18 protein-coding genes, 1 tRNA gene, 1 pseudogene and 1 riboswitch are annotated in these 22,365 nt (G+C 73.9%); of the genes and pseudogenes, 14 read left to right on the top strand and 6 right to left on the bottom strand.

The features are described from left to right. Positions 1 to 121: 121 nt before the first annotated feature. A tRNA-Cys gene (locus tag ACFV61_RS24630) sits at positions 122 to 193 on the bottom strand. Positions 194 to 278: 85 nt separating this feature from the next. Then, positions 279 to 345, top strand: a riboswitch (guanidine-III (ykkC-III) riboswitch). Between the two features lie 43 nt (positions 346 to 388). Here ACFV61_RS24630 and ACFV61_RS24625 point away from each other — a divergent pair. Together ACFV61_RS24625 and ACFV61_RS24620 are read left to right on the top strand one after the other, a co-directional pair. After that, the gene (locus tag ACFV61_RS24625) at positions 389 to 703 is read left to right on the top strand and encodes a multidrug efflux SMR transporter (protein ID WP_063349183.1); all 315 of its coding nucleotides are present in this window, start codon (positions 389 to 391) and stop codon (positions 701 to 703) included. A 106-nt stretch (positions 704 to 809) separates the two neighbouring features. Further along, a complete protein-coding gene (locus ACFV61_RS24620) occupies positions 810 to 2,267 on the top strand; it encodes an MFS transporter (protein WP_380493906.1) in 1,458 nt (485 codons plus the stop codon). A 3-nt stretch (positions 2,268 to 2,270) separates the two neighbouring features. On the opposite strand, the gene ACFV61_RS24615 is transcribed toward ACFV61_RS24620, so the two are convergent. Continuing rightward, a complete protein-coding gene (locus ACFV61_RS24615) occupies positions 2,271 to 3,551 on the bottom strand; it encodes a hypothetical protein (RefSeq protein ID WP_380493904.1) in 1,281 nt (426 codons plus the stop codon). Positions 3,552 to 3,955: 404 nt separating this feature from the next. On the opposite strand from ACFV61_RS24615, the gene ACFV61_RS24610 reads away from it, so the two are divergent. Genes ACFV61_RS24610 through ACFV61_RS24600 form a run of 3 tightly spaced genes read left to right on the top strand, consistent with a single transcriptional unit; the run spans position 3,956 to position 8,450 of the window. Continuing rightward, the gene (locus ACFV61_RS24610) at positions 3,956 to 4,600 is read left to right on the top strand and encodes a class F sortase (RefSeq protein WP_063349186.1); all 645 of its coding nucleotides are present in this window, start codon (positions 3,956 to 3,958) and stop codon (positions 4,598 to 4,600) included. After that, entirely contained in the window at positions 4,597 to 5,913 is a 1,317-nt protein-coding gene (locus ACFV61_RS24605) for an alpha/beta hydrolase-fold protein (protein ID WP_363370316.1), read from the top strand. The genes ACFV61_RS24610 and ACFV61_RS24605 overlap by 4 nt, the downstream gene beginning before the upstream one ends. Next, positions 5,910 to 8,450, top strand: a complete 2,541-nt coding sequence (locus ACFV61_RS24600) for a phosphatidylglycerol lysyltransferase domain-containing protein (RefSeq protein ID WP_380479581.1) — start codon at positions 5,910 to 5,912, stop codon at positions 8,448 to 8,450. Before ACFV61_RS24605 ends, ACFV61_RS24600 begins: the two co-directional genes overlap by 4 nt. Before the next feature lie 74 nt (positions 8,451 to 8,524). Here the strand turns inward: ACFV61_RS24600 and ACFV61_RS24595 are convergent, their stop codons facing one another. Then, positions 8,525 to 8,971: an SsgA family sporulation/cell division regulator gene (locus ACFV61_RS24595; RefSeq protein WP_380378159.1), complete on the bottom strand. Its 447-nt coding sequence runs from the start codon at positions 8,969 to 8,971 to the stop codon at positions 8,525 to 8,527. Positions 8,972 to 9,281: 310 nt separating this feature from the next. On the opposite strand from ACFV61_RS24595, the gene ACFV61_RS24590 reads away from it, so the two are divergent. From ACFV61_RS24590 to ACFV61_RS24580, 3 genes are all read left to right on the top strand, one after another. Beyond that, a complete protein-coding gene (locus ACFV61_RS24590) occupies positions 9,282 to 11,114 on the top strand; it encodes a DEAD/DEAH box helicase (protein WP_063349189.1) in 1,833 nt (610 codons plus the stop codon). Between the two features lie 381 nt (positions 11,115 to 11,495). Beyond that, positions 11,496 to 12,146 (top strand): IclR family transcriptional regulator, encoded by a 651-nt coding sequence (locus tag ACFV61_RS24585; RefSeq protein WP_063349190.1) that lies wholly within the window; start codon positions 11,496 to 11,498, stop codon positions 12,144 to 12,146. Positions 12,147 to 12,181: 35 nt separating this feature from the next. Beyond that, complete coding sequence (locus ACFV61_RS24580) at positions 12,182 to 12,988, top strand: S16 family serine protease (RefSeq protein WP_380493901.1); 807 nt, start codon at positions 12,182 to 12,184, stop codon at positions 12,986 to 12,988. Between the two features lie 34 nt (positions 12,989 to 13,022). On the opposite strand, the gene ACFV61_RS24575 is transcribed toward ACFV61_RS24580, so the two are convergent. Further along, positions 13,023 to 13,583: an Lrp/AsnC family transcriptional regulator gene (locus ACFV61_RS24575; RefSeq protein ID WP_380479585.1), complete on the bottom strand. Its 561-nt coding sequence runs from the start codon at positions 13,581 to 13,583 to the stop codon at positions 13,023 to 13,025. Between the two features lie 203 nt (positions 13,584 to 13,786). Between ACFV61_RS24575 and ACFV61_RS24570 the strand changes: the two genes are divergently transcribed. Beyond that, complete coding sequence (locus tag ACFV61_RS24570; RefSeq protein WP_063349191.1) at positions 13,787 to 14,317, top strand: VOC family protein; 531 nt, start codon at positions 13,787 to 13,789, stop codon at positions 14,315 to 14,317. A 7-nt stretch (positions 14,318 to 14,324) separates the two neighbouring features. Here ACFV61_RS24570 and ACFV61_RS24565 read toward each other — a convergent pair whose 3' ends face one another. Next, positions 14,325 to 14,897: a hypothetical protein gene (locus ACFV61_RS24565; RefSeq protein WP_380335208.1), complete on the bottom strand. Its 573-nt coding sequence runs from the start codon at positions 14,895 to 14,897 to the stop codon at positions 14,325 to 14,327. A gap of 133 nt (positions 14,898 to 15,030) precedes the next feature. Between ACFV61_RS24565 and ACFV61_RS24560 the strand changes: the two genes are divergently transcribed. From ACFV61_RS24560 to ACFV61_RS24545, 4 genes are all read left to right on the top strand, one after another. Continuing rightward, positions 15,031 to 15,735: a response regulator transcription factor gene (locus ACFV61_RS24560; protein ID WP_350881149.1), complete on the top strand. Its 705-nt coding sequence runs from the start codon at positions 15,031 to 15,033 to the stop codon at positions 15,733 to 15,735. A 17-nt stretch (positions 15,736 to 15,752) separates the two neighbouring features. Beyond that, the gene (locus ACFV61_RS24555) at positions 15,753 to 17,177 is read left to right on the top strand and encodes a sensor histidine kinase (protein WP_380493908.1); all 1,425 of its coding nucleotides are present in this window, start codon (positions 15,753 to 15,755) and stop codon (positions 17,175 to 17,177) included. A 269-nt stretch (positions 17,178 to 17,446) separates the two neighbouring features. Beyond that, positions 17,447 to 19,057: a cellulose binding domain-containing protein gene (locus ACFV61_RS24550; protein ID WP_380493899.1), complete on the top strand. Its 1,611-nt coding sequence runs from the start codon at positions 17,447 to 17,449 to the stop codon at positions 19,055 to 19,057. A 183-nt stretch (positions 19,058 to 19,240) separates the two neighbouring features. Continuing rightward, positions 19,241 to 20,641 carry a glycosyltransferase 87 family protein gene (locus ACFV61_RS24545; protein ID WP_380493897.1) on the top strand — a complete coding sequence of 467 codons (1,401 nt, stop codon included), beginning with the start codon at positions 19,241 to 19,243 and terminating at the stop codon, positions 20,639 to 20,641. Positions 20,642 to 20,730: 89 nt separating this feature from the next. Here the strand turns inward: ACFV61_RS24545 and ACFV61_RS24540 are convergent, their stop codons facing one another. After that, positions 20,731 to 21,147, bottom strand: coding sequence for an SsgA family sporulation/cell division regulator (locus ACFV61_RS24540; protein ID WP_063349195.1), 417 nt, complete (start codon positions 21,145 to 21,147; stop codon positions 20,731 to 20,733). 398 nt (positions 21,148 to 21,545) lie between these two features. Between ACFV61_RS24540 and ACFV61_RS24535 the strand changes: the two are divergent. Then, positions 21,546 to 22,365: pseudogene (locus ACFV61_RS24535) on the top strand (DUF2510 domain-containing protein); the annotation flags it as partial.

The raw sequence follows: 22,365 nt of genomic DNA, 5'->3' as shown, positions 1-22,365 counted from the left end.
GCCCGCCCGGGCGTGGGGCTCCGGGGGGGGGGGGGGGGGGTCCGCCCCCCCCCCCCTCTCCCTGGAAACACCCCGCCGGGGGGGCGCGCCCCAGGCCCCCCCCCAAATTCCATTTCCGGCGAGGCCATGACGGGAATCGAACCCGTGTACACCGCTTTGCAGACGGTTCCCTAAGCCACTCGGGCACACGGCCAGTGAATTCATAGTGGCGGAATGCGCGGGGGGCCGTCAACGGTGGAATGTAAATTCTGTATGGCGGCTTGTGCTACGGTCGGAACCAGGTGGTCGGTTGCCCGGCCGCCCCGGACGAGCGCGTCGTACCCGGTGACGACAAGACGGCGCAGTTCAGCGGCAATCCGGCCGCTGTGGACTGCGGAGGTAGGCCGTCATGGCATGGCTCGTTCTGATCATCTCGGGTGTCCTGGAGACCGTGTGGGCGGTGGCCCTGGAGTCGTCCAAGGGCTTTTCCCGGCTCACCCCCAGCCTCGTCTTCGGTGTGACCCTGCTGCTGAGCATGGGCGGGCTGGCGTACGCGATGCGCACCATTCCGATCGGCACCGGCTACGCGGTCTGGGTCGGCATCGGCGCGGTCGGCACCGCGCTCTACGGCATGGCCGTCCTGGGGGACGCGGTGACGGCGGCCCGGATCGGCTGCCTGCTGCTCATCGTCTCCGGCGTGGTCGGCCTGAAGGTGCTCCACTGACCGCCGGCTGAGCTTCCCCCTGACCCTGGTCCTAAGCCCTGCGGACTAGCTGATCACCGACTCGGGTCAGGGGTCATGAAGCCAGACGGCCCTTACGATGTTACGTATGACCACTGCCTCCCCCACCTCGGTCGACTCCGCCTCGATACCCTCCGAACCCGACCCCGGTGGCGGGGTCCTCAGTGGCCGCTACCGCGCTCTGACGCTGGGGATCGTGTCGGTGGTCCTGGTGATCGCCTTCGAGGCGACCGCCGTCAACACCGCGATGCCGACCGCGGCCCGCCAGCTGAACGGCATCGGGCTGTACGCCTTCGCCTTCTCCGGCTACTTCACCACCACGCTGTTCGCGCTGGTCGTCTCCGGGCAGTGGTGCGACCGGCGCGGGCCGTTGCAGCCGCTGTTCACCGGCATCGCGGTGTTCGGCGTGGGCCTGGTGGTGGCCGGGACGGCGCCGGGCATGTGGGTGTTCGTGGCCGGGCGGGCGGTCCAGGGCCTGGGCGGCGGGCTGGTGATCGTCGCGCTGTACGTGGTGGTCGGCCGGGCCTACCCGGAGCGGCTGCGGCCGGCGGTGTTCGCGGCCTTCTCCTCGGCCTGGGTGCTGCCCTCGATCATCGGGCCGCTGGTCTCCGGCGCGATCACCCAGCACCTCGGCTGGCGCTGGGTGTTCCTGGCCGTGCCGGTGCTGATCCTGCTGCCGCTGGCCGTGATGGGCCCCGCGCTGACCCGCTCCGAGCGGGAGCACCCGGTGGCCAGGGGCGCGGACTTCGACCGCCGGCGCACCCTGCTGGCCGCGATGGCGGCGCTCGGTGCCGGCCTGCTGCAGTACGCGGGCGGGCGGCACGACCTGATCGGGCTGCTCCCCGGGACCGTCGGGGCGGCGCTGCTGGTGCCGGCCGTCCTGGGGCTGTTGCCCGAGCGGACCCTGCGGGCCGGTCGGGGGCTGCCGGCGGTGATCCTGCTGCGCGGACTGGCGGCCGGGGCGTTCCTCGGGGCCGAGGCCTTCGTCCCGCTGATGATGACCACCGAGCGCGGCCTCTCGCCGACGATGTCGGGGCTCACCCTGACCAGCGGCGGGCTCACCTGGGCGCTGGGCTCCTGGCTGCAGGGGCGGCCGGGGGCCGAGCGCTACCGCGAGGCGATGATCCGGGGCGGGTTCGTGCTGACCGCAGTGGCGATCGCGGGCGCCGCGCTGGTGCTGGTCCCGGCGGTGCCGGCCTGGGTGGCGGCGGTGGCCTGGGGCGTCGGCGGCATCGGGATGGGACTGACGGTCGCGAGCGTCAGCGTGCTGATGATGAAGCTCTCCGCGCCGGAGGACGCCGGGGTGAACTCGGCGGCCCTGCAGATGAGCGACGCGCTGGGCAACGTCCTGCTGACGGGCCTGGCGGGGGTGATGTTCGCGGTGCTTGGCGGCGGTTCGCTCGCCGCCGCCCACGAGGGTGCCGGGGCCGCCGGCTCGTCCGGTGCCGCCGGGTCGCCCTTGGCGTTCGCGGTGATCCTGCTGGCCATGGCCGGCGTGGCGCTGCTGGGGGCGCTGCTCTCCGGCCGGGTCCGGACCAGGTCCTGAGGGTCAGCCGCCGGCGGCGGGCACCGGCGGTGCCCCGGGGGTGCCGAGGAAGGCCTCCCAGCCGCCGGTCGGCGCCTGGCCCGGGGCGAGGCCCTGGAGTTTGCGCAGCACCGCCGGGTCCTGGGCGTCCAGCCAGTCCACCAGTTGGCGGAACGAGACCAGCCGGACCTCCGGCTTGTCCGCGATCGTCCGGAGCACGTCCTCGACGGCGTTCATGTAGATGCCGCCGTTCCACTCCTCGAAGTGGTTGCCGATGACGTAGGGCGCCCGGTTGCCGTTGTAGGTGCGGTCGAAGCCCAGCAGGTAGGAGTCGCGGGCCTGGGCCTGGAAGCCCGGGTAGAGCGCCGGGTCGGCCTTGGTGTTGGGGCCGCACTGGTTGTACATGATGTTGTAGTCCATCGACAGCACCTGGAAGGTGTGCCCGGGGAAGGGGATGGACTGCAGCGGGAGGTCCCAGAGCGCGCCGCCCTGGATCTTCTGCGGCCACACCTGGGTGCCGTTGCCGCTGCTGTCGTAGCGCCAGCCGCGCTTGACCGCGGTGGGCAGCAGGTTGCGCTGGCCCTCCAGGCAGGGGGTGCGGCTGCCGATCAGCTCCCTGTGGTAGTCGAAGGGCAGCGCCGGCAGGTCGGTGAAGCCGGTGTTGGTGCGCCAGTTCGTCACGAAGTCCATGGCCTGCTGGATCTCGCTGTCCCACTCCTCCGGGGACCACTTGCCGACGCCGGTGGAGCCGCAGAAGTGGCCGTTGAAGTGGGTGCCGATCTCGTGGCCCTCCAGCCAGGCCGCGTGCACGTTCTCCAGGGTGTCGTGGATGTGCTGGTCGGTGAGGTAGCCGATCTCGGAGGCGCCGACCTTGTGCTGCGGGGGGCGGTAGAGGTCCTTCTTGGACTCGGGCAGCAGGTAGAGGCCGCTGAGGAAGAAGGTCATCGAGGCGTTGTGCTCCTGCGCCAGCCGGCGGAAGCGGGCGAACAGGCCGTTGTCGAGTTCGCCGGCGCCGTCCCAGGAGAAGACCACGAACTGCGGCGGCCGTTCGCCGGCCTTGAGCCGCTCGGGGGTGGGCTGGTGGGGCTGGGCCCCGGTGTCGGAGGTGGAGCCGTCGCCGATCAGGACGGCCTGCGGCTCGGCGGTGTCCGTGGGGCCGGCACTCTGGTCGACGGCCGCGCCGGTGGGGGGGACGGCCGAGCCGATCATCGGCTTGTCGGCGCTGTTGCTTCCACAGCCGGTCGCCAGGGTGGCGGCGGAGGCCGCACCGGCGGCCAGCAGGGTGCGGCGGGAGAGAGCGGCCATGGTCACTCCGTTCATGAGGCGTTCGGCAGGCGTACAGGCGTGCGGAAATCCGGTCGGACAAGTGGGGTGATAGAACCCGTGACCGGGTCAGCATGCCAGCTGGGCCCGATCGGTCGACGAGGCGCCACCCGCGGTCGTCATCGATCGCCCGATTGACGCAACCGGACAGGCCCCCCGCGCCGTCGAAGCTCGTACCGAGGCGTTCCGGTGGCGCCGTCACCTGGGAAACGGCCGTCGCGTTCCGTCACCGGGTGCCCACTGGGCGCACGGATTCGGGCGATTGCCCTGCCGAACGGGGGGTGTCATTACGCCCATCGTGTGGACGTGCTTTAAGGTCCGATCCGATTGAATTGTTTCCCAGGAAACTCCCAGGATCGGGAATCCGTCGGTAGAGGGGAGCGCCCGTGGGCGTCCAGCAGAGCAGGAGCCCGTGGCCGGGCACCCTGGCGGCCGGTGCCGCGCTGGTACTCGGCGCCTGGCTGCTGCACGACGGCGGGCAGGGCGCGCTGCCGCCCGCCCCCGGCAGCACGCAGACGCTGTCCGGCTTCGCCCCGGTCTCCGTCGCCCCGCCACTGGGCCCGTCCGACCCCACCCGCATCCGCATCCCGGCCGTCCGGCTGGACGCCCCGGTCACCGCGCTCGGCCTCGACCCCGACGGCCACCTCCAGGCCCCGCCCGAGGCGGACCGCAACCTGGCGGGCTGGTACCGCGGCGGGGCCAGCCCCGGGCAGCGCGGCACCGCCATCCTGGCCGGGCACGTCGACAACAAGGCCGGCCCGGCCGTCTTCTACAACCTGGGGGCGCTCCGGCGCGGAGACCGGATCGAGATCGCCCGCGCGGACGGCGCCGTCGCCGTCTACCAGCTGTACGCCATCGAAGTGCACGACCGAAAGGACTTCCCGGACGACCGGGTCTACCGCCAGGCCGCCGACGCTCAGCTGCGGGTCATCACCTGCGGCGGCGCGTACAGCGCCGAGCACGGCTACGAGGGCAACGTCGTCGCCTACGGCTTCCTGGCCGACACCACCCGGCCGGGCAAAGCCGCATGACCACGCTGACCCTCGCCACCCGCTGGAACCCGATCGACTGGCCGCTCACCCACGGCCCGATCCCGTACGCCGTGCTCGCCGCGGGCTGGGGGTCGCTGGTCCTGCTCGCGTTCTCCCGCCACGAACGCTGGCGGGCCCCGCGCCTCTTCGGTGCCCTGATGCTGGCCGGAACGCTCACCGCCCTGGTGAAGCTCGGCGTCGACGGCTGGTGGCACCCCTTCCCGGAGGGCACACCGGACTTCGTCCTGCGCTGGATAGCCGTCGCGCTGTTCGCGATATCCCTGGTCTGCTTCCGCGCGCCGCTGCTCGCCGTCCGCCGGCGGCTGCTGGCGACCGGAGCCGCCGTCCTGGTGCTGCTGATGGCCGCCTCGCAGGTCAACCGGGGCTTCGACCAGTACCCGACCGCCCGGGCCATGCTGGTGCCCGAGATCCAGGCGCTGACCACGGGCAAGGTGGCCAGCACCGTCGCCGCCACGCCCGGCAAGCCCGTCGAGGAGCTCTGGCACGCGCCGCCCGGCCTGCCCGCGAAGGGCACCCTCTCCACCGTGACCATCCCCGGCGCCAAGTCCGGCTTCACGGCCCGCGACGGGTACGTCTACCTGCCGCCCGCCTACCAGGCCAACCCCCGGCCGCTGCTGCCCGTCGTGGTGCTGCTGCCCGGCCAGCCCGGCGCCCCGGTGGACTGGATCACCTCCGGGGCCATCCAGGAGACCCTGGACGCCTTCGCCGCCGACCACCAGGGCCTGGCCCCGATCGTGGTGGTCGCCGACCCCACCGGCAGCCCGTTCACCAACACGCTCTGCATGGACTCCCGGATCGCCAAGGCGCACACCTACCTGGCCACCGACGTCCCGGACTGGATCCACCACAACCTGCAGACCGCCACCGGCCGGGGCGCCTTCGCCATCGGCGGGCTCTCGCTCGGCGGCACCTGCTCGCTCCAGCTGGCCGTCAACGCGCCCGGGGTCTACGGCACCTTCCTGGACATCTCCGGCCAGGACGAGCCGACCCTGGGCGACCGCGGCGAGACCGTCGACAAGGCCTTCGGCGGTGACGAGGCCGCGTTCGACGCCGTCGACCCGGTGCACGTCATGGCCCGGCAGAAGTTCCCCGACACCGCAGGCATGTTCGTGGTCGGCGCCAACGACCCGGACTTCCGACCCATGCAGGAGAAGGCCTATGCGGCGGCACAGGCGGCCGGAATGAAGGTCGGCTACCAGACCATCCCCGGCTGGCACAGCTGGGTGGTGTTCCGCCAGGCCTTCGAACAGAATCTGACCTGGCTCTCCCAGCAGACCGGACTGATCCGGTGATCCGGCTCCCCGCGGCCCCCGCGCCGGCCAAGGAGCAGGAGTGGCCGTCGGACCGCGCGCCGGTCGCCGGAACGCCGGAGCCGCGCCCGCAGCGGGCCTGGCGAGCCACCCGGACGTTCGGCGTGTGGCTGCGCTCGGCGCCGCTCACCCTGGTGCTGCTGGCCGGGCTCTGGGCGCTCGGCGCGGCCACCGGCAGCCTGGCCCACGGGCCGTCCGAGCGGCTGCTCGACCGGATCGGCGTCGGCGTGCCCACGCTCGCCGAGGGCCACTGGTGGACGCCGTTCACCTCGCTGTTCTGGTGCTCCGGCCTGGGCTCGTACGTGTTCACCAGCCTGCTGCTGGTCCTGGTCGGCCCGGCCGCCGAGCACCGGCTCGGGTGGCTGCGCACGCTCGCGGTACTGGTCGGCGGGCAGCTGGCGGGCACCCTGCTCGGCACCGGGCTGATCGCGGTCGGCTCCCGGGTCGGCGAGCAGTGGACCGTCTCGGTGGCCGACCAGACCTCGGTCGGCCCCGGCGTCGGCCTGTTCGCGCTGGCCGGGGTGCTCGGCTACCGGCTCACCGTGCTCTGGCGCCGCCGGCTGCACCTGCTGGTGCTGCTCGCCCCGCTGGTCATGACGCTCTACGTGGGCCACCTGCAGAGCGTCCAGCGGTGCGCCGCCGCGTTCGTCGGGCTGGGCGCCGGCGCGCTGCTCGCCCGGGGCGGGCTGCACCTGCGCACCCACCGCTCCTCGCACTCCGAGACCCGGGTGCTGGTGGCGCTCTGCCTGGTCGCCGCCGCCCTCGGGCCGCTGATCGCCTCGCTGTACGACAACGCCAGCGGGCCGTTCAACACCTTCTCCGAGCTGTACTTCTCGCACCGGCTCAGCCCGGAGGAGGTGGCCGACTTCTGCGCGCTGTCGGCGCACGACTGCGCCCGCGCGCACGCCGTCGAGCGGATCTTCGACACCCCGGGCCGGCTGATGGCCGCGCTGTTCCCGGCGCTGCTGCTGGTCCTGGCCGAGGGGCTGCGCCGGGGGCTGCGGCTCGCCTGGCGGATCACCGTCGCCACCGAGCTGCTCTGGGCGGCGCTGCTGGGCTGGCTGTACCTCGACTCCGGCCCGGTCAGCGGCGACGTGGTCCAGTACTTCGTCGAGGCGCTGCTGCTGCCGCTGCTCACCCTGGGCCTGCTGCTGGCCACCCGGCAGCGCTTCCGGCTGCGGCTGGCCGGCCGGGCGGTGCTGCGGCTGGGCGCGCTGCTCGGCGGCGCCGCCCTGGCGGCCTCGGCCGCGTACGTGGGGCTCGGGCGCCTCGCGGCCGACCAGTTCGAGCCGGGGGCGAACATCCGCCGGCTGCTGCACGGGCTGCCCGCGCAGTTCCTGCCGCCCGCCTACAACGACCTGCTGCCGGACTACCCGATCGCGGTCGGCCCGGTGGCGCTGTTCCTGGAGACGTACTGCGGGCTGGCCTTCTGGGTGGTCGCGCTGACCGCGCTGCTGCTGGCCTTCCGCCGGCCGGTGCTGCACACCGACGCGGAGGCGGCCGCCCGGGCCAGGGCGCTGCTCACCGCGTACGGCGGCGGGACGCTGTCCTTCATCACCACCTGGGACGGCAACCACTACTGGTTCGACGAGGAGGGCCGGGCGGCCGTCGCCTACCGGGTGCACAACACGGTGGCGCTGACCACCGGCGACCCGTTCGGCGCGCCGGAGGCCCGGGCCCGGGCGGTGGCCGGGTTCGCCCGGTTCTGCGACCAACGCGGCTGGACCCCGTGCTTCTACAGCGTCTCCCCGCAGACCCGGGAGGCCACCGCGCAGCTCGGCTGGCGCTCGGTGCAGGTCGCCGAGGACACCGTGGTGGCGCTGCCCGAGCTGGCCTTCACCGGCCGCAAGTGGCAGGACATCCGGACCGCGCTGAACAAGGCCGGCAAGCAGGGCATCACCGCCGAGTGGTGGTCCCACCACGAGGCGCCGCGCGCGCTGCGGGACCAGATCCGGGCGATCTCCGAGGAGTGGGTCTCCGAGAAGGGCCTGCCCGAGATGGGCTTCACGCTCGGCGGACTGGAGGAGCTGGACGACCCGGACGTGCGGGTGCTGATCGCGGTGGACGAGCAGCGCGTCGTGCACGGGCTGACCAGCTGGATGCCGGTGTACGAGAACGGCGTGCCAGTCGGCTGGACGCTGGACTTCATGCGCCGGCGCTCGGACGGCTTCCGCGGCGTCAACGAGTTCCTGATCGCCTCGGCCGCGCTGGGCTTCAAGGAGGAGGGTGCGCGCTTCCTGTCGCTGTCCGGCGCGCCGCTGGCCCGCTCCGGGCAGGACGAGGAGCCCTCCGGCCTGCAGCGGATGCTGGACTGGATGGGACGGGTGCTGGAGCCGGTGTACGGCTTCCGCTCGCTGCTCGCGTTCAAGTCGAAGTTCCAGCCGGAGTACCGGCCGATGTACATGGCCTACCCCGACCCCGCCGCGCTGCCGAGCATCACCCGGGCGATCGGCAAGGCGTACCTGCCGCACCTGACGCCGGCACAGGGCGTCCGGCTGATGCGCAGGCTGTCGGGCTGAGGCGCCCCGGGCCCCGGACCCGGGTGACGGCCGGAAGCGCGGTGGCGCCCCCGGACGCCGGCCCCGCGCGCCGCTCAGCCGAGCAGTTCGGCGAGCGCGCGGTCGGCGTCCAGGTGCAGGTGCTCCTCGCCCTCGGGGACGAGCAGCCGGCTGCGCCACAGGAAGCGGCGCAGGTCGGTGGTGTCGAACTGGAGCAGCGCGGTGCCCTCCGGCGCCCGCAGTTCGACCATGGTGCGCCGGCCGACCGCGGGCCGGACGTGGACGTCGCCGACGCCGGCCGGCAGCTCCAGGCCGGCCGAGAGCAGCTGGCGGGCGAAGACCCAGACGATGTCGTCGGCGCCGTCCGCGCCCGCGCCCGCGCCGCCGTCCGCCGGTTCGTCCAGCGAGAACTCGGCGGGGAAGGCCATCCGGACGGCGAGCGGGTCCTCCGGCAGGTAGCTCAGGACCACCCGCAGCCGGACGGAGCGGTGGAGCGAGAGGATCAGACGGGCCTGGACGGTCTCTTCGGCGGCGGTGTGCACGGCGAGTCCCTTCGGGTCGGTGTGAGGCCGGTCGACAAGGGGGAGGGTTGGGGCGGCCTCACCCTGGTGAGAGTCCCGGGACCGGCCGTGATTACTCGGTTTCGGAACCGATCGGATGTGATCCGGGTCACGTCGATTTCCGGCCGCCCGGGCCCGGCGCGGAGCCTCGCCTGGCCGCCCCGACGGCGCCGGGCCGGTACGCTGGGCGGGTTGTCCGATCGCCGCCCTTCCGCGGGGCGGGGCTGAGAAACCGCCCCTGACCTGCGATGATCCCCCCTCGGAGACCGTGAGTACTGCCGCCGCCTCCTCGATGCCGCTGTTCTCCGACGTGTCGGAGCCGCAGGCGCCCGCCCGGGGTGCCGGCCCCGCCGCGTCCGCCGCCTCGCACCACCTCTCGCCGGCCTTCCCCGGCCGCGCCCCCTGGGGCACCGCGGGCAAGCTGCGGGCCTGGCAGCAGGGCGCGCTGGACAGGTACATCGAGACGCAGCCGCGCGACTTCCTCGCGGTCGCCACCCCGGGCGCCGGTAAGACCACCTTCGCGCTCACCCTGGCCTCGTACCTGCTGCACAACCACCTGGTGCAGCAGGTGACCGTCGTCGCGCCGACCGAGCACCTGAAGAAGCAGTGGGCCGAGGCCGCCGCACGGATAGGCATCCGGCTCGACCCGGCCTACTCCTCCGGCCCGCTCTCCCGGGACTACCACGGCATCGTGGTCACCTACGCGGGCGTCGGGGTCAACCCGATGCTGCACCGCAACCGGACCGAGGCGCGCAAGACCCTCGTGATCATGGACGAGATCCACCACGCCGGCGACTCCAAGTCCTGGGGCGAGGCCTGCTTCGAGGCCTTCGAACCGGCCACCCGCCGCCTGGCGCTGACCGGGACGCCGTTCCGCTCCGACACCAACCCGATCCCGTTCGTCCAGTACGAGGCCGGCGGCGACGGCATCCGCAAGTCCGTCGCCGACTACACCTACGGCTACGGGCACGCGCTCGCCGACCACGTCGTCCGCCCGGTGATCTTCCTCAGCTACAGCGGCAACATGCGCTGGCGCACCAAGTCCGGTGACGAGCTGGAGGCCCGGCTCGGCGAGCCGATGACCAAGGACCTGATCGCCCAGGCCTGGCGCACCGCGCTGGCCCCGCAGGGCGAGTGGATCCCGTCCGTGCTGCAGGCCGCCGACCGGCGGCTGTCCGAGGTCCGCAAGGCGATCCCGGACGCCGGCGGGCTGGTCATCGCCACCGACCAGAACACCGCGCGCGCCTACGCCAAGATCCTGCGCGAGATCTCCGGCGAGAAGGCCACCGTGGTGCTCTCCGACGAGACCGAGGCCTCCCAGCGGATCTCCGACTACGCGGCCGGGGACTCGCGCTGGATGGTCGCGGTCCGGATGGTGTCCGAAGGCGTCGACGTGCCCCGGCTGTGCGTCGGGGTGTACGCCACCTCGATCTCCACCCCGCTGTTCTTCGCCCAGGCCGTCGGCCGCTTCGTACGAGCCCGCAAGCGCGGCGAGACCGCCTCGGTGTTCCTGCCGACCATCCCGACGCTGCTCGGCTTCGCCAACGAGATGGAGGTCCAGCGCGACCACGTGCTGGACCGGCCGAAGAAGGAGGGCGAGGGCCTCTTCGACGAGGAGGACCGGCTGCTCGCCGAGGCCGAGCGGGCCAACGACGGGCCGGACGGCGCGGGCGGCGACGAGTTCTCCTACGAGGCGATCGGCTCCGACGCGGTCTTCGACCGGGTGCTGTACAACTCCATGGAGTTCGGCATGCAGGCCCACCCGGGGAGCGAGGAGGAGGACGACTACCTCGGCATCCCGGGCCTGCTGGAGCCGGACCAGGTGCAGATGCTGCTGCAGAAGCGCCAGCACCGGCAGATCCAGCGCAGCAAGGGCAAGCCCGCCGAGGAGGCCGACCTGCTGGAGCTGCCGGCCGAACAGCGGCCGGTCGTCACCCACCAGGAACTCCGGGAGCTGCGCAAGGAGCTGAACGCGCTGGTGGCCGCCTGGCACCACCGCACCGACCAGCCGCACGGAACCGTCCACAACGAGCTGCGCCGCCAGTGCGGCGGCCCGCTGACCGCGCAGGCCACCGCGAACCAGCTGAAGGCGCGGATCGCCAAGATCCGCGAGTGGGCGAAGTAGCCGCGCAATCGGTCGCGGGAACGGCACGGCGCGCGGCCGCGGGCCAGCCGCCCCGCTCCCGTGTGTCCGGACTCCGGAGCGCGGCCGGATCCGCGCGCTGACGGGCCCGGAGAAATACGGGCATTTGTCCCGGTTCCGTCGCGCTGTTGAGAACGATCACGCCCGAATTTTGGACAACCACTTCCGTCACGACATTTCCTTCACTACCTTTCCCCCACGCTCTTCCACCGGGCAACCCCCACAGGACGGGCGCCGCAGGACCGCACGCACGTCAAGGACGACACCGCGAGCGGTCCGAGCGCGGCCACCCCACCTGCGCGCGACACCGAACCCGGTCCGGCGCCGCCTGCCCCCGCGAGCGCCGCGGAAAGGATGCCCGTCGTGACTGCCGAGACCTCCCAGACCCTGGACCGTGGCGTCCGGGTCCTCAAACTCCTCGCCGACTCCGAGCGCGGGCTCACCGTCACCGAGCTGGCCGCCCGACTGGCCGTCAACCGCACCGTCGTCTACCGGCTGCTGGCCACCCTGGAACAGCACGGCCTGGTCCGCCGGGACATCGGCGGCCGCGCCCGGGTCGGCCTGGGCGTCCTGCGCCTGGCCCACCGCGTGCACCCGCTGCTGCGCGAGGCCGCGCTGCCGGCCCTGCGCAGCCTGGCCGAGGACCTCGGCGCCACCGCCCACCTCACCCTGGTGGACGGCAACGAGGCGCTGGCCGTCGCCGTGGTCGAGCCGAGCTGGACCGACTTCCACGTCGCCTACCGCACCGGGCTGCGCCACCCGCTCGGCGAGAGCGCCGCCGGCCGGGCCATCCTGGAGGCGCGCACCTTCCCCAGCCAGCGCCGGCCGGAGCAGGGCTTCGTCATCACCCGTGCGGAGGAGCAGTCCGGGGCCTGCGGCGCGGCCGCCGCGCTGATCGGACTGAGCGGCATCGAGGGCAGCGTCGGCGTGGTGATGCTGAACGGGATGGTCCCCGAGCGGGTCGGCCCCCGGGTGGTGGAGGCGGCGACCGAGGTGGCCGACGCGCTGCGGTAGGCCGGCACGGGCCCCGGTGTGTTTGGATTCCCCTTGTGTCCGACACCAAGCTGCCCAAGGCCCTCACCTCCCCGCGGACCCGCGCGCTCACGCTCTGCGGGGTGCTGGTCGCCGCGCTGTTCGGCGTGGCCGCCTTCGTCCCGCTGCCGTACACGCTGACCTGGCCGGGCCTGACCGCGGACACCCTCGGCACGTACAAGGACAAGCCGGTCCTCACCGTGACCGGGGCGCCGCTGCGCACCACCGAGGGCGAGCTGCGGATGGTCACCATCTCGGCCACCAACCCGGGCGAGAAGACCACCTTCTGGCGCGCGCTCCAGGCCTGGTTCGACCAGGACGAGGCGGTGCGCCCGACCGACACGGTCTACCAGCCGGGCAACCCGGCCAAGGCCGAGGAGCAGACCGCCCAGCAGATGGCCGAGTCGCAGAACAGCGCCACCGCCGCCGCGCTCGGCTACCTCCACCTCTCGCCGGACCAGGTCAAGGTGAAGGTCGACCTGGGTGACGTCGGCGGCCCGAGCGCCGGGCAGATGCTGGCGCTGGGCATCATCGACAAGCTCGCCGGCGACGGCAAGGGCGGCGACCTCACCGGCGGGCTCACGATCGCGGGCACCGGCACCATCGACGACCAGGGCATCGTCGGCGCGGTCGGCGGCGTCCCGCTCAAGACCCAGGCGGCCGCCCGGGACGGCGCGACGGTGTTCCTGCTGCCCAAGGACGAGTGCACGGACGCCAAGGTCAACACGCCCAAGGCGCTGCGCCTGGTGCCGGTCGGCACGCTCGGCGAGGCGGTCTCGGCACTGGAGGCGCTGAAGAGCGGCGGCAGCGTCCCCAGCTGCTGACCGGGGCGCAGGCCTTTGCCGCCGGGCGCGGGCCCTACTCGGCGGCGGCCTGGTCCACCAGCGGCAGGATGCGGTACGGCACCGGGTTCTCCAGCGCGATCGCGGTGGCCGAGCGGACGATCCCGTCGAAGCCCACCACCCGGTCGATCACCCGTTGCAGATCGGCGTTGGAGCGGGCCACGATCCGCACCATCATGTCCCCGGCCCCGGTGATGGTGTGCAGTTCCAGCACCTCCGGCACGCTCGCCAGGTGCGCCCGGACGTCGGCGCCCTGGCCCTGGGAGATCTCCAGGGTGGCGAAGGCCGTCACCGGGTAGCCGAGCGCCGCCGGGTCGACCTCCGGGCCGAAGCCGCCGATCACCCCCTTGGCCTGCAACCGGTCCAGCCGGGCCTGCACGGTGCCCCGGGCGACCTGGAGCCGGCGCGAGCACTCCAGCACCCCGATCCGGGGCTCCTCGGCGAGCAGCCGGATCAGCCGGCCGTCCAGTGTGTCGATCGAGTCGTTCCCGCCGCTTGTCCCGGGGGCGGCCGAAGCGCCCGGCGGAGCGGGGGAGTTGGGCGAGCCGGGGGAGCTCGGGGACTGGGCGTGGGGCATCGCGGCTCCGTCCTCCGGTGGGCATTGTGTACAGCGGCGCCGCCGATTCTCCCGCCCCGGCGCACAGCTTGACCAGGAGGAAACGGAACAGTTGCGCGCCGGTCGGCTCGGCGCCACCCTCCAGCCACAACGCCGTGCGCCGGGCCCCACACCGGCGCACGGTCGCACCCGCCGTGGTCCGCACGCCTACCGGGAGGGCCGTCATGACCGACACCGCCGCCGAACCCGTCCTGCTCGCCGCAGGGCTTGGAGAGTCCGCCCCCCTCCCGATGGGCCGCGCCGACGCGGTGGTCTTCGCGGTCGGCGACGCCGAGCGGGCCGCCCGCCGCTACACCGCCGCGCTCGGGCTGCGCTGTACCGCGTACGCCGGGCCGGAGACCGGGGAGCCGGAGACGGTCTCGTACGTGCTGGACGCGCCCGGGACCAGGATCGTGCTCACCTCGCTGGTCCAGGTGATCGGCCCGCGCGGCCGGGAGCTGGCCGCGCACCTCGCCCGGCACGGGGACGGGGTGCTGGACCTCGCGGTGAGCGTGCCGGACGTCTTCTACGCGTACGACTACGCGGTGGACCGGGGCGCCCTGTCGCTGGCCGAGCCGTACGAGGCGCGGGACCGCTTCGGCACGGTGGTGCTCGCGACGATCGGGGTGCCGGGCGGGACCAGGCACACCCTGGTCGACCGGTCCGGCTACGCCGGGCCGTACCTGCCGGGGTACCTGCCGTTCGAGACCTGGTGAGGGGGGCTCAGCGGATGGCCGTCTCGACCACCGGCGGGTGGCCGTTCCAGTAGACGAAGACCGAGTTGGCCTGCTCGCCCTTGGTGAAGTCCACCCGCATCCACTGGTCGCCGTTCCACACCTGCATCTGCCAGCCTGGGTCGGGGGTGGCGGAGACCAGCGAGGCCTTGTCGGGGCGGATGTCCAGGGCGACCTTGCCGCCCGGCACCGGGTAGCTCTTCACGGAGGACGTCACGGAGGACGTCGCCGTGGTGGTGGCGGAGGTGGGGCGGCGGGTGGCCGGCGGGGAGGCGGCGGAGAGGGTGGTGGCGGGAGCCGGCCCACGCGTCGTCGTCGTGGCGGCCGTCGGGGAGGCCGGTGGTGGTGCCGGGGCCCCGGTCTGGGTGGCCGACCGCGGCTGCTCGGGGGTGACGGTCGCGGTGTGCGGCGTGCCGTCGGCCCTCGGCGAGGGCAGCGGCAGGGCCGTGGGCTGCTCGAACGCGGCGCCGGTCAGCACCGCGTGCACGCCGAGCCAGGACAGCGCCACCGCCGCCCCGGTGGCCGCCGCCCAGGCGCCGAGCTGTACCAGTCCGTTCCGCATCGTCCGCTCATCCTGCCGTATTCCGGGCCTGTGCAGCCGGGCAGCCCCGTTATTAGTCAGGGGAGTTGCACAATGTCCGGAGGCCACCCCGAGGTACAGACCACTGCCCGTCGATGGCGTACCGTGCAGGGCCATGGCAACAGTGCTCGTGGTCGAGGACGACCCCTTCGTACGATCCGCCCTCATCCGGCACCTGACCGACACCGGTCATGCGGTCCGCAGCGTGGGCACGGCACTTGAGGCGCTGCGGGAGGTCGCCCAGGTCGGCTGTGACCTGGTGATCCTCGACCTGGGCCTGCCGGACCTGGACGGCAGCGAGGCGCTCAAGATGATCCGGGGCCTGACCAATGTGCCGGTGATCATCTCGACCGCCCGTGACGACGAGGCCGAGATCGTCCGGCTGCTCAACGACGGCGCCGACGACTATCTGGTGAAACCTTTCTCCGGGGAACACCTCAGCGCCCGGATGGCCGCCGTGCTGCGCCGGCTCGGCGGCGGCGCCGCACCCGTCGCCCAGGTGCTGCGGGTCGGCGGCCTCGCCATCGACCTCCAGCGCCGCGAGGCCTCGCTGGACGGGCGGCTGCTCGACCTGACCCGCCGTGAGTTCGACCTGCTGGCCTTCCTGGCCGGGCGCCCCGGCGTGGTGGTGCCGCGCAAGGAGATCCTGGCCGAGGTCTGGCAGCAGACCTACGGCGGCGACCAGACCATCGACGTCCACCTGTCCTGGCTGCGCCGCAAGCTCGGCGAGACCGCCTCCAGCCCCCGCTACCTGCACACCGTCCGCGGAGTCGGGGTCCGGCTGGAGGCCGCCGGGGGACTGGCGGAGCACCGGACATGAGGAGGTTCGGGCGCTCGCTGCGCTGGGCCCTGATCAAGGCCGCCGTCGCCGGGACCACCATGGTCGCGCTGGCCTTCCTCATCCCGCTCGGCCTGATGGTCCAGCAGACCGCCCGGGACCACGCCTTCACCGCCGCCGAGCGGCAGGCCGCCGCGCTCGGCCCGGCCCTCGCCATCACCACCGACCAGATCGCCATCGACCGCGCCCTGGCCAGCACCGACGCCGGCGGGCAGGGCCGGATGGCGGTCCACCTGCCCGCCCCGGCCGCCCCGGCCGCCCCGGACGCACTCCCCGGCGCGGGCGGCCCCGGCGGGCCCACCATCGGCGAGGCCCGGGCCGCCGCCGGCGACGTGTCCACCGCCGGCGGCCAGGGCCGCTCCTTCACCGTCGAGGTGCCCGGCGGCTACGCGCTGCTCCAGCCGGTCGCGGTGGACACCGGGCGCACCGCCGTGGTCGAGGTGTTCGTCGCCGACGGCGACCTCACCCGGGGCGTCTCCACCGCCTGGCTGGTGCTCTCGGGCGTCGCGCTCGGCCTGGTCGCCATCTCGGTCCTGGTCGCCGACCGGATGGGCGGCCGGATCGTGGCCTCCGCCCGGCGGCTCGCCGGCGCCGCCCGCTCGCTCGGCGCAGGCAACCTCGCCGTACGGGTCCCGGTGGACGGCAGGCAGGCCGCCGGCAGCCCCGAGGAACTGCGCGAAGCCGCCCACGCGTTCAACACCATGGCCGACCGGGTGGTCCAACTCCTCGCCGCCGAACGGGAACTGGCCGCCGACCTGTCCCACCGGCTGCGCACCCCGCTGACCGTGCTGCGGCTCAACGCCGCCTCGCTCGGCGAGGGCGACGCCGCTGACGCCACCCGGCACGCGGTCTCCCAACTGGAGCGCGAGGTCGACCAGATCATCCGCTCGGCCCGCCGCGACCCCGAGGACGCGCCCGCCGTCGCGGTCGGCTGCGACGTCGCCGAGGTGGTCCGCGAACGGGTCGGCTTCTGGTCCGCGCTGGCCGAGGACGAGGGGCGCCGCTGGCAACTGGCCGGCGCCGACCGGGCGACGCCCGTCCCGGTCCAGCGCGCCGACCTGGCCGCCACCGTCGACGCGCTGCTCGGCAACGTCTTCCGGCACACCGCCGTCGGCACCGCCTTCTCGGTGGACGTGCTCGCCACCGAGACCTCGGTGATCGTCCTGGTCGGCGACGCCGGCCCCGGCTTCAGCGACCCGGCCGCCGCCCTCAAGCGCGGCGAGGGCCACGGCGGCGAGGGCTCCACCGGGCTCGGCCTCGACATCGTCCGCAAACTCGCCGAGTCCACCGGCGGCGACCTGGCGCTCGGCCGCTCCGCCGTGCTCGGCGGCGCCGAGATCCGGCTGCGGCTGCGGACCCGCCCGGACGGCATCCCCGCGCGGGCGGGGCGGCGGCGCAGTCGGGGCGCGCTGTTCCAGAAGTGACCGCTTCCTCGGTCTTTTCCTCGGCGCCCGGGGGAATCGTGGTGGCCGGTTTCGCACGCACGCGCCTGACGCCCCGCCAGCTTCGGGATCTTCCTTAAGCGCGGCCTAAGGGAGTTCTTCCCCTCGCTCAGCCCGCCGGTTCGGCCCCCCGGCCGCCGCTAGCGTCGGTCGCGCCGGTCACCCGACCGAGCCGGGCCGGCCGCCCGGACGTCCGCACGTACCCGCGCCCGGACCGCGGCCGACCGACGGCACCCCGGAGGTAACGCGCCATGACCACCCAGCCCAACCGCCGCCCAGGCCGCCGCAGGCGCAGCCGCAAGGGCGCGATCGTCGGGGCCTCGGCGGTCGCCGCCGCCCTGGTCGCGGGCGGTGTCGTCGTCCTCGCCTCCTCGGCCAGCGCCGCCTCGCTCGGCGCCGTCTACAGCCGGACCAGCAGCTGGGACTCCGGCTACACCGGCCAGTACCTGGTCACCAACCCGGACAGCGGCCCGATCGAGGACTGGACGCTCAGCTTCGACCTCCCGGCCGGGGCGAAGATCGACTCGCTCTGGAACGCCACCTTCACCGCCGCCGGCCAGCACGTCACCGTCAAGCCGGAGGCGTGGAGCAAGCGGCTGGAGCCCGGCAAGAGCGTGGTGGTCGGCTTCGTCGCCCAGGGCGCCGGCGCCGCGCAGGCCGAGCCCGGCAACTGTCTGATCAACAACACCTCCTGCAAGGCCGGTGACGGCACCGCGCCCACCCCCTCGGGCCGCCCGACCGCGACGGCGACGCCCACCACTGCGCCGACCAGTCCGGTGTCGACCAGCCCCGTGCCGACCGGGACCGGCACCGCCACCGCGGCCCCCTCCCCCACGGGGACCGCGAGTGCCACCCCCTCGGCGAAGCCGACCACCCCGACGCCGACCCGCACCCCGACCGCCACCCCCACGGCGACCGGTGTGCCCGTACCCCCGGCCGGAGCCGGGGCCGGCTTCGCCCCGTACGTCGACACCTCGCTCTACCCGCCGTACGACCTGGTCGCCACCGCCAAGGCCACCGGGGTCAAGAACTACACCCTCGCCTTCGTGGTGTCCGGCGGCGGCTGCCAGCCCAAGTGGGGCGGCGTCAGCGATCTGTCCGCCGACGCGGTGGCCGCCCAGATCGGCGCCCTGCGGGCGATCGGCGGCGACGTCCGGGTCTCCTTCGGCGGCGCCAACGGCAGCGAGCTGGCCCTCGCCTGCGGCTCCACCGCCGACCTGGCCGCCGCCTACCAGAAGACCGTCGACGCCTACGGTCTGACCAGGCTCGACTTCGACGTCGAGGGCGGCGCGATCGCCAACACCGCCGCCAACACCCGCCGCGCCCAGGCCATCGCCCAGCTGCAGAAGAACGCCGCCGCCCAGGGCAAGGCGCTCGACGTCTCCTTCACGCTGCCCGCGCTGCCCTCCGGCCTGACCCAGGAGGGCGTCAACCTGGTCGCCGACGCCAAGAACAACGGCGTCGCGATCGGCGCGGTCAACATCATGGCCATGGACTTCGGCGACGGCGTCGCCCCGAACCCGCAGGGCCAGATGGGCAAGTACGCGATCGCCGCGGCCACCGCCACCCAGGCCCAGGTCAAGAGCGTGCTCGGACTGGACGACGCGGCCGCCTGGCGCAAGGTCGCCGTCACCCCGATGATCGGCGTCAACGACGTCGCCAGCGAGGTCTTCACCGTCGCCGACGCCAAGCAGCTCGCCGACTTCGCGGCGTCCAGGCACCTCGCCTGGCTGGCGATGTGGTCCGGCACCCGCGACAAGGCCTGCGACGGCGGGGCCAAGGCCTACGCCGACGCCAGCTGCAGCAGCATCGTCCAGCAGCCGCTGGACTTCACCCGGGCCCTCGGCGCCTACACCGGCTGAGCTGCGGGACCGCTGAGGCTCTGAGCTTTCCCCCCGGTGGCCCCGGCCGTCCGTGCTCCGCCCGCAACGGAGTACGGCCGGTCGGGGCCCATTCGTCACCCTGCGTGATCATCCGTGCCCAGGCCCGGCTGGCCCGCATCCGGTATCGTCGGCGATTGGTCGAGTGGTGGACGGAGTGGACTGGTGACAGCGGTGCAAGACGAGCGCAGCCCGGTGCGGACCGCACCCGACCCCGCGCCCGCCCCCCTGTCGGACCGGCTGCGGACCGCGCTCGGCGCCCCCGTCCGCGCGCTGCGCGAGGCCCCCCGCCGACCGCTGCTGGCCGCCTCGGCCCTGGCGCTCCTGTCCCTGGTCGTGTACGCGGTGGTCCGCCACTTCGTCAACACCTCGATGGTCGACATGATCGTCTACCGGGCCGAGGGCGCCGCCGTGGCCAACGGCACCGACCTGTACGCACTACGCGTCACCGAGTGGAACCTGCCCGCGACCTACCCCCCGTTCGCGGCCATGCTGTTCGTGCCCACCACCTGGTTCCCGGTCCCGTTCCTCCGGGTGGCGATCACTCTCGGCAACCTCGGGCTGCTCGCCCTGCTGACCCACCTGTCCTTCAAGCTGGTCGGCTGGCCGCGCCGCGAACTGCGGCCGATCGGCGTCATCCTGGTGACCGGCCTCGGCGTCTGGCTCGAACCCGTCTTCACCACGCTCCGGTACGGCCAGATCAACCTCGCGCTCGCCTGCCTGATCCTCTGGGACCTCACCCGTTCGGACGCCCGCCGCAGCAAGGGCATGGCGATCGGCATCGCCGCCGGCCTCAAGCTCACCCCCGGCCTCTTCGCCGTCTACCTGCTGATCACCGGCCGGGTCCGGGCCGCCTTCGTGGCCGGCCTCACCTTCCTCGGCACCTTCCTGATCGGCGCCGTCGTCCTGCCCGACGCCACCTGGGGCTTCTGGACCAAGTACCTCTACGACTCCTCCCGGGTCGGCAAGACCGAGATCGTCGACAACCAGTCGCTGCGCGGCGCCCTCGCCCGGCTGCTGCACACCGCCGACCCCGGCACCCTCGCCACCCTCGCGGCCGGCCTCGTCGCGGTGGCCGGCCTCGCCGTCGCCGCCTGGGCCCACCGCAGCGCCCGCTGGCTGCCCCGGGCCGAGGCCTGGGGCGTCTGCTGCGCCGCCGTCACCGCCGTGCTGATCTCACCGATCAGCTGGACCCACCACTGGGTCTGGTGCGTGCCGCTGCTCGTCCTGCTCGCCACCGAGGCCTCCGTCGAGCACGCCCGCCCGGTCGGCGTCCGCCGACTGCGCTGGCGGGCCGCCTTCTGGGCGACGCTGCTCGCGTTCCTCTCCTTCGCGATGTGGGCCGCCAAGCCGCTCGGGCCGGCCGTCCTCCACATGGCGCCGCTGCGCCAGCTGCCGACCTCGGTCTACCCGTGGGTCGGGCTCTGCTTCCTGCTCGCCGCCGCCATCCGGATAAGGGCCCGGCGACGCTCCGCCGGGGCACCGCTGGTCCGACTGCCCGGACAGCGCGACGGCGGTGGCCCGGACGCCACCCGCGGCCGTCAGCAGGCCCCCGCGGCCCGCTGAGCCGGCGGGGGCGCGGCTCCCGTCGCGTCGCGCGGTCCCGGCCGGGTGCGCGGCCGAGGCTTTGTGCCCGTTCGCGGGCGTGCGCGTGCTCACGCAAGCAGGTCCGCGAGCGATCCGTCCATGTCCAGCGCGGCCATCTCGCTGCCCGGCGGGACCAGCCGGTGGGCCCGCTCCAGCCAGGCCGCGACGACCGGCAGCGGCGCCTCCAGCAGGGCGTCCCCGGCCGGGGAGCTCAGCGCCAGGCAGAGCACGCTGCGCCGGCCCGAGCGGGTCGGCCAGATCCGCACGTCGCCCTGGCCGCACGGCCGGAAGGTGCCTTCGACCAGCAGCTCGCGGGCGAACACCCAGGTCACCGGGGAGCCGGTGTCCAGGTGGAAGGTGATGTGCACCGCGTACGGGTCGTGGCTGCCGTAGGACAGCCGGGCCGGGACGGGGACGCTGTGCTCGGGGGAGAGCACCAGGTTCAGCTCCAGTTCGTGCTCGACCACGCTGGTGGGGCGCTCCATGATCGTCTTCCTCTCTGCCTTCGATTCCTGCCCGGTTCCGGGCCCGGTGACCTTTGAGAGGGCGGTCCACGCCGGCTCTTACACACGTTTCCGGGATTTCTTCGGGAAGTTCGACGAGGGGGGTGAGGCGAGGGGTGGTGACCGGTGGGGACTGCGGCGCGCGGACACCCGCCGCACGCCGGGACGGTTCGGCCGCCCCTACCCCGGAGGGCCCGCCGCTGTCAGGTGATTGACCAACTTTCCGTCGGCGCCACGACGAGGCACTACCCTTTGTGACTACCCGGCGACTGTCCGCCTACCAGCGGTGCCCCCACCCACGCGCGCCGGGCGGCTCGCGGGTGCGCCGGGCGGGCGTGCCGTGTCGGCCCCGCCAGGACCCGCCAGGAGAGAAGACCCCCATGACGGACCGCCCCTTCGCCGGCGCCGGCGACCCGGCCGTCGGACCCGAGCCGGGCTACTACCCCGACCCCTCCATCCCAGGCTTCGTCCGGTACTGGGGCGGCTCGGCCTGGGTGCCGGGCACCAGCCGGCTCGCACCCGCCGAGGGCGAGGTGATGGAGCCGCCCCGGTTCGCGTCCCGGCGGCCCGCCGCCGGCGCGGCCGGGACGGCGCGGGTGGTGCCGCCACCGGTGCTGCCGGAGCCGGCCGTTCCGGAGGCGGCGGCCCCGGAGCCGTCCTGGGGCGGGGCCGCGCACGGTGGGGGCAGGGGCGGGGACACCGGGCCGGTGTACCTCGACCAGACCACGGGCGGGGCGAAGTTCGTCCTCGGGTCGCGGGCGGCGGAGGTGATCGGCGGGCCGGTGTTCCGGACGGTCGGGGAGCCGGGGGTGTCCGAGAGCCCTGAGGTGTCTGGACTGGAGATGGCAGCGGTCGAGGTGCCGGTCTTCGACGAAGCGGTCCTCGACGAAGCGGTCCTGGGCGAGCCGGTGGTCGAGGTTTCGGCGGTGGGGGGTGCGGCAGGCCAGGGTGAGGCGGAGGAGCCCGGCTGGCAGGTCGTTCCGCAGGCGCAGCGGGGGCTGATGGAGGCGGATGGCGAGCCGCACCGGGTCTCCTGGGGGGTGCTTTCGGGGGCGCCCGACGGGGAAGAGGGGCGCGCGAGGGAGGTCCGCGCTTCGGTTGCTGTTCCGGTCCGGGCTTCGGCCGGCATGCCGGCCGCCGCGTCGGGGGGGGGGGGAGCGGGGGGGGGGGGGGGGGGGCGCGCCCCCCCCCCCGCGCGCC

Source organism: Kitasatospora sp. NPDC059817 (genome assembly GCF_042731835.1).
Lineage (GTDB): Bacteria > Actinomycetota > Actinomycetes > Streptomycetales > Streptomycetaceae > Kitasatospora.
Note: the sequence above shows the minus strand (reverse complement) of the source record. Positions and strands in the feature narration are given on the sequence as shown.

Coding starts and splice junctions, on each gene's coding strand:
- ACFV61_RS24605 (WP_363370316.1), top strand. CDS start 4,597: ATGACCACGCTGACCCTCGCCACCCGCTGGAACCCGATCGACTGGCCG.
- ACFV61_RS24615 (WP_380493904.1), bottom strand. CDS start 3,551: ATGGCCGCTCTCTCCCGCCGCACCCTGCTGGCCGCCGGTGCGGCCTCC.
- ACFV61_RS24565 (WP_380335208.1), bottom strand. CDS start 14,897: ATGCGGAACGGACTGGTACAGCTCGGCGCCTGGGCGGCGGCCACCGGG.
- ACFV61_RS24625 (WP_063349183.1), top strand. CDS start 389: ATGGCATGGCTCGTTCTGATCATCTCGGGTGTCCTGGAGACCGTGTGG.
- ACFV61_RS24560 (WP_350881149.1), top strand. CDS start 15,031: ATGGCAACAGTGCTCGTGGTCGAGGACGACCCCTTCGTACGATCCGCC.
- ACFV61_RS24570 (WP_063349191.1), top strand. CDS start 13,787: ATGACCGACACCGCCGCCGAACCCGTCCTGCTCGCCGCAGGGCTTGGA.
- ACFV61_RS24575 (WP_380479585.1), bottom strand. CDS start 13,583: ATGCCCCACGCCCAGTCCCCGAGCTCCCCCGGCTCGCCCAACTCCCCC.
- ACFV61_RS24590 (WP_063349189.1), top strand. CDS start 9,282: ATGCCGCTGTTCTCCGACGTGTCGGAGCCGCAGGCGCCCGCCCGGGGT.
- ACFV61_RS24550 (WP_380493899.1), top strand. CDS start 17,447: ATGACCACCCAGCCCAACCGCCGCCCAGGCCGCCGCAGGCGCAGCCGC.
- ACFV61_RS24540 (WP_063349195.1), bottom strand. CDS start 21,147: ATGGAGCGCCCCACCAGCGTGGTCGAGCACGAACTGGAGCTGAACCTG.
- ACFV61_RS24620 (WP_380493906.1), top strand. CDS start 810: ATGACCACTGCCTCCCCCACCTCGGTCGACTCCGCCTCGATACCCTCC.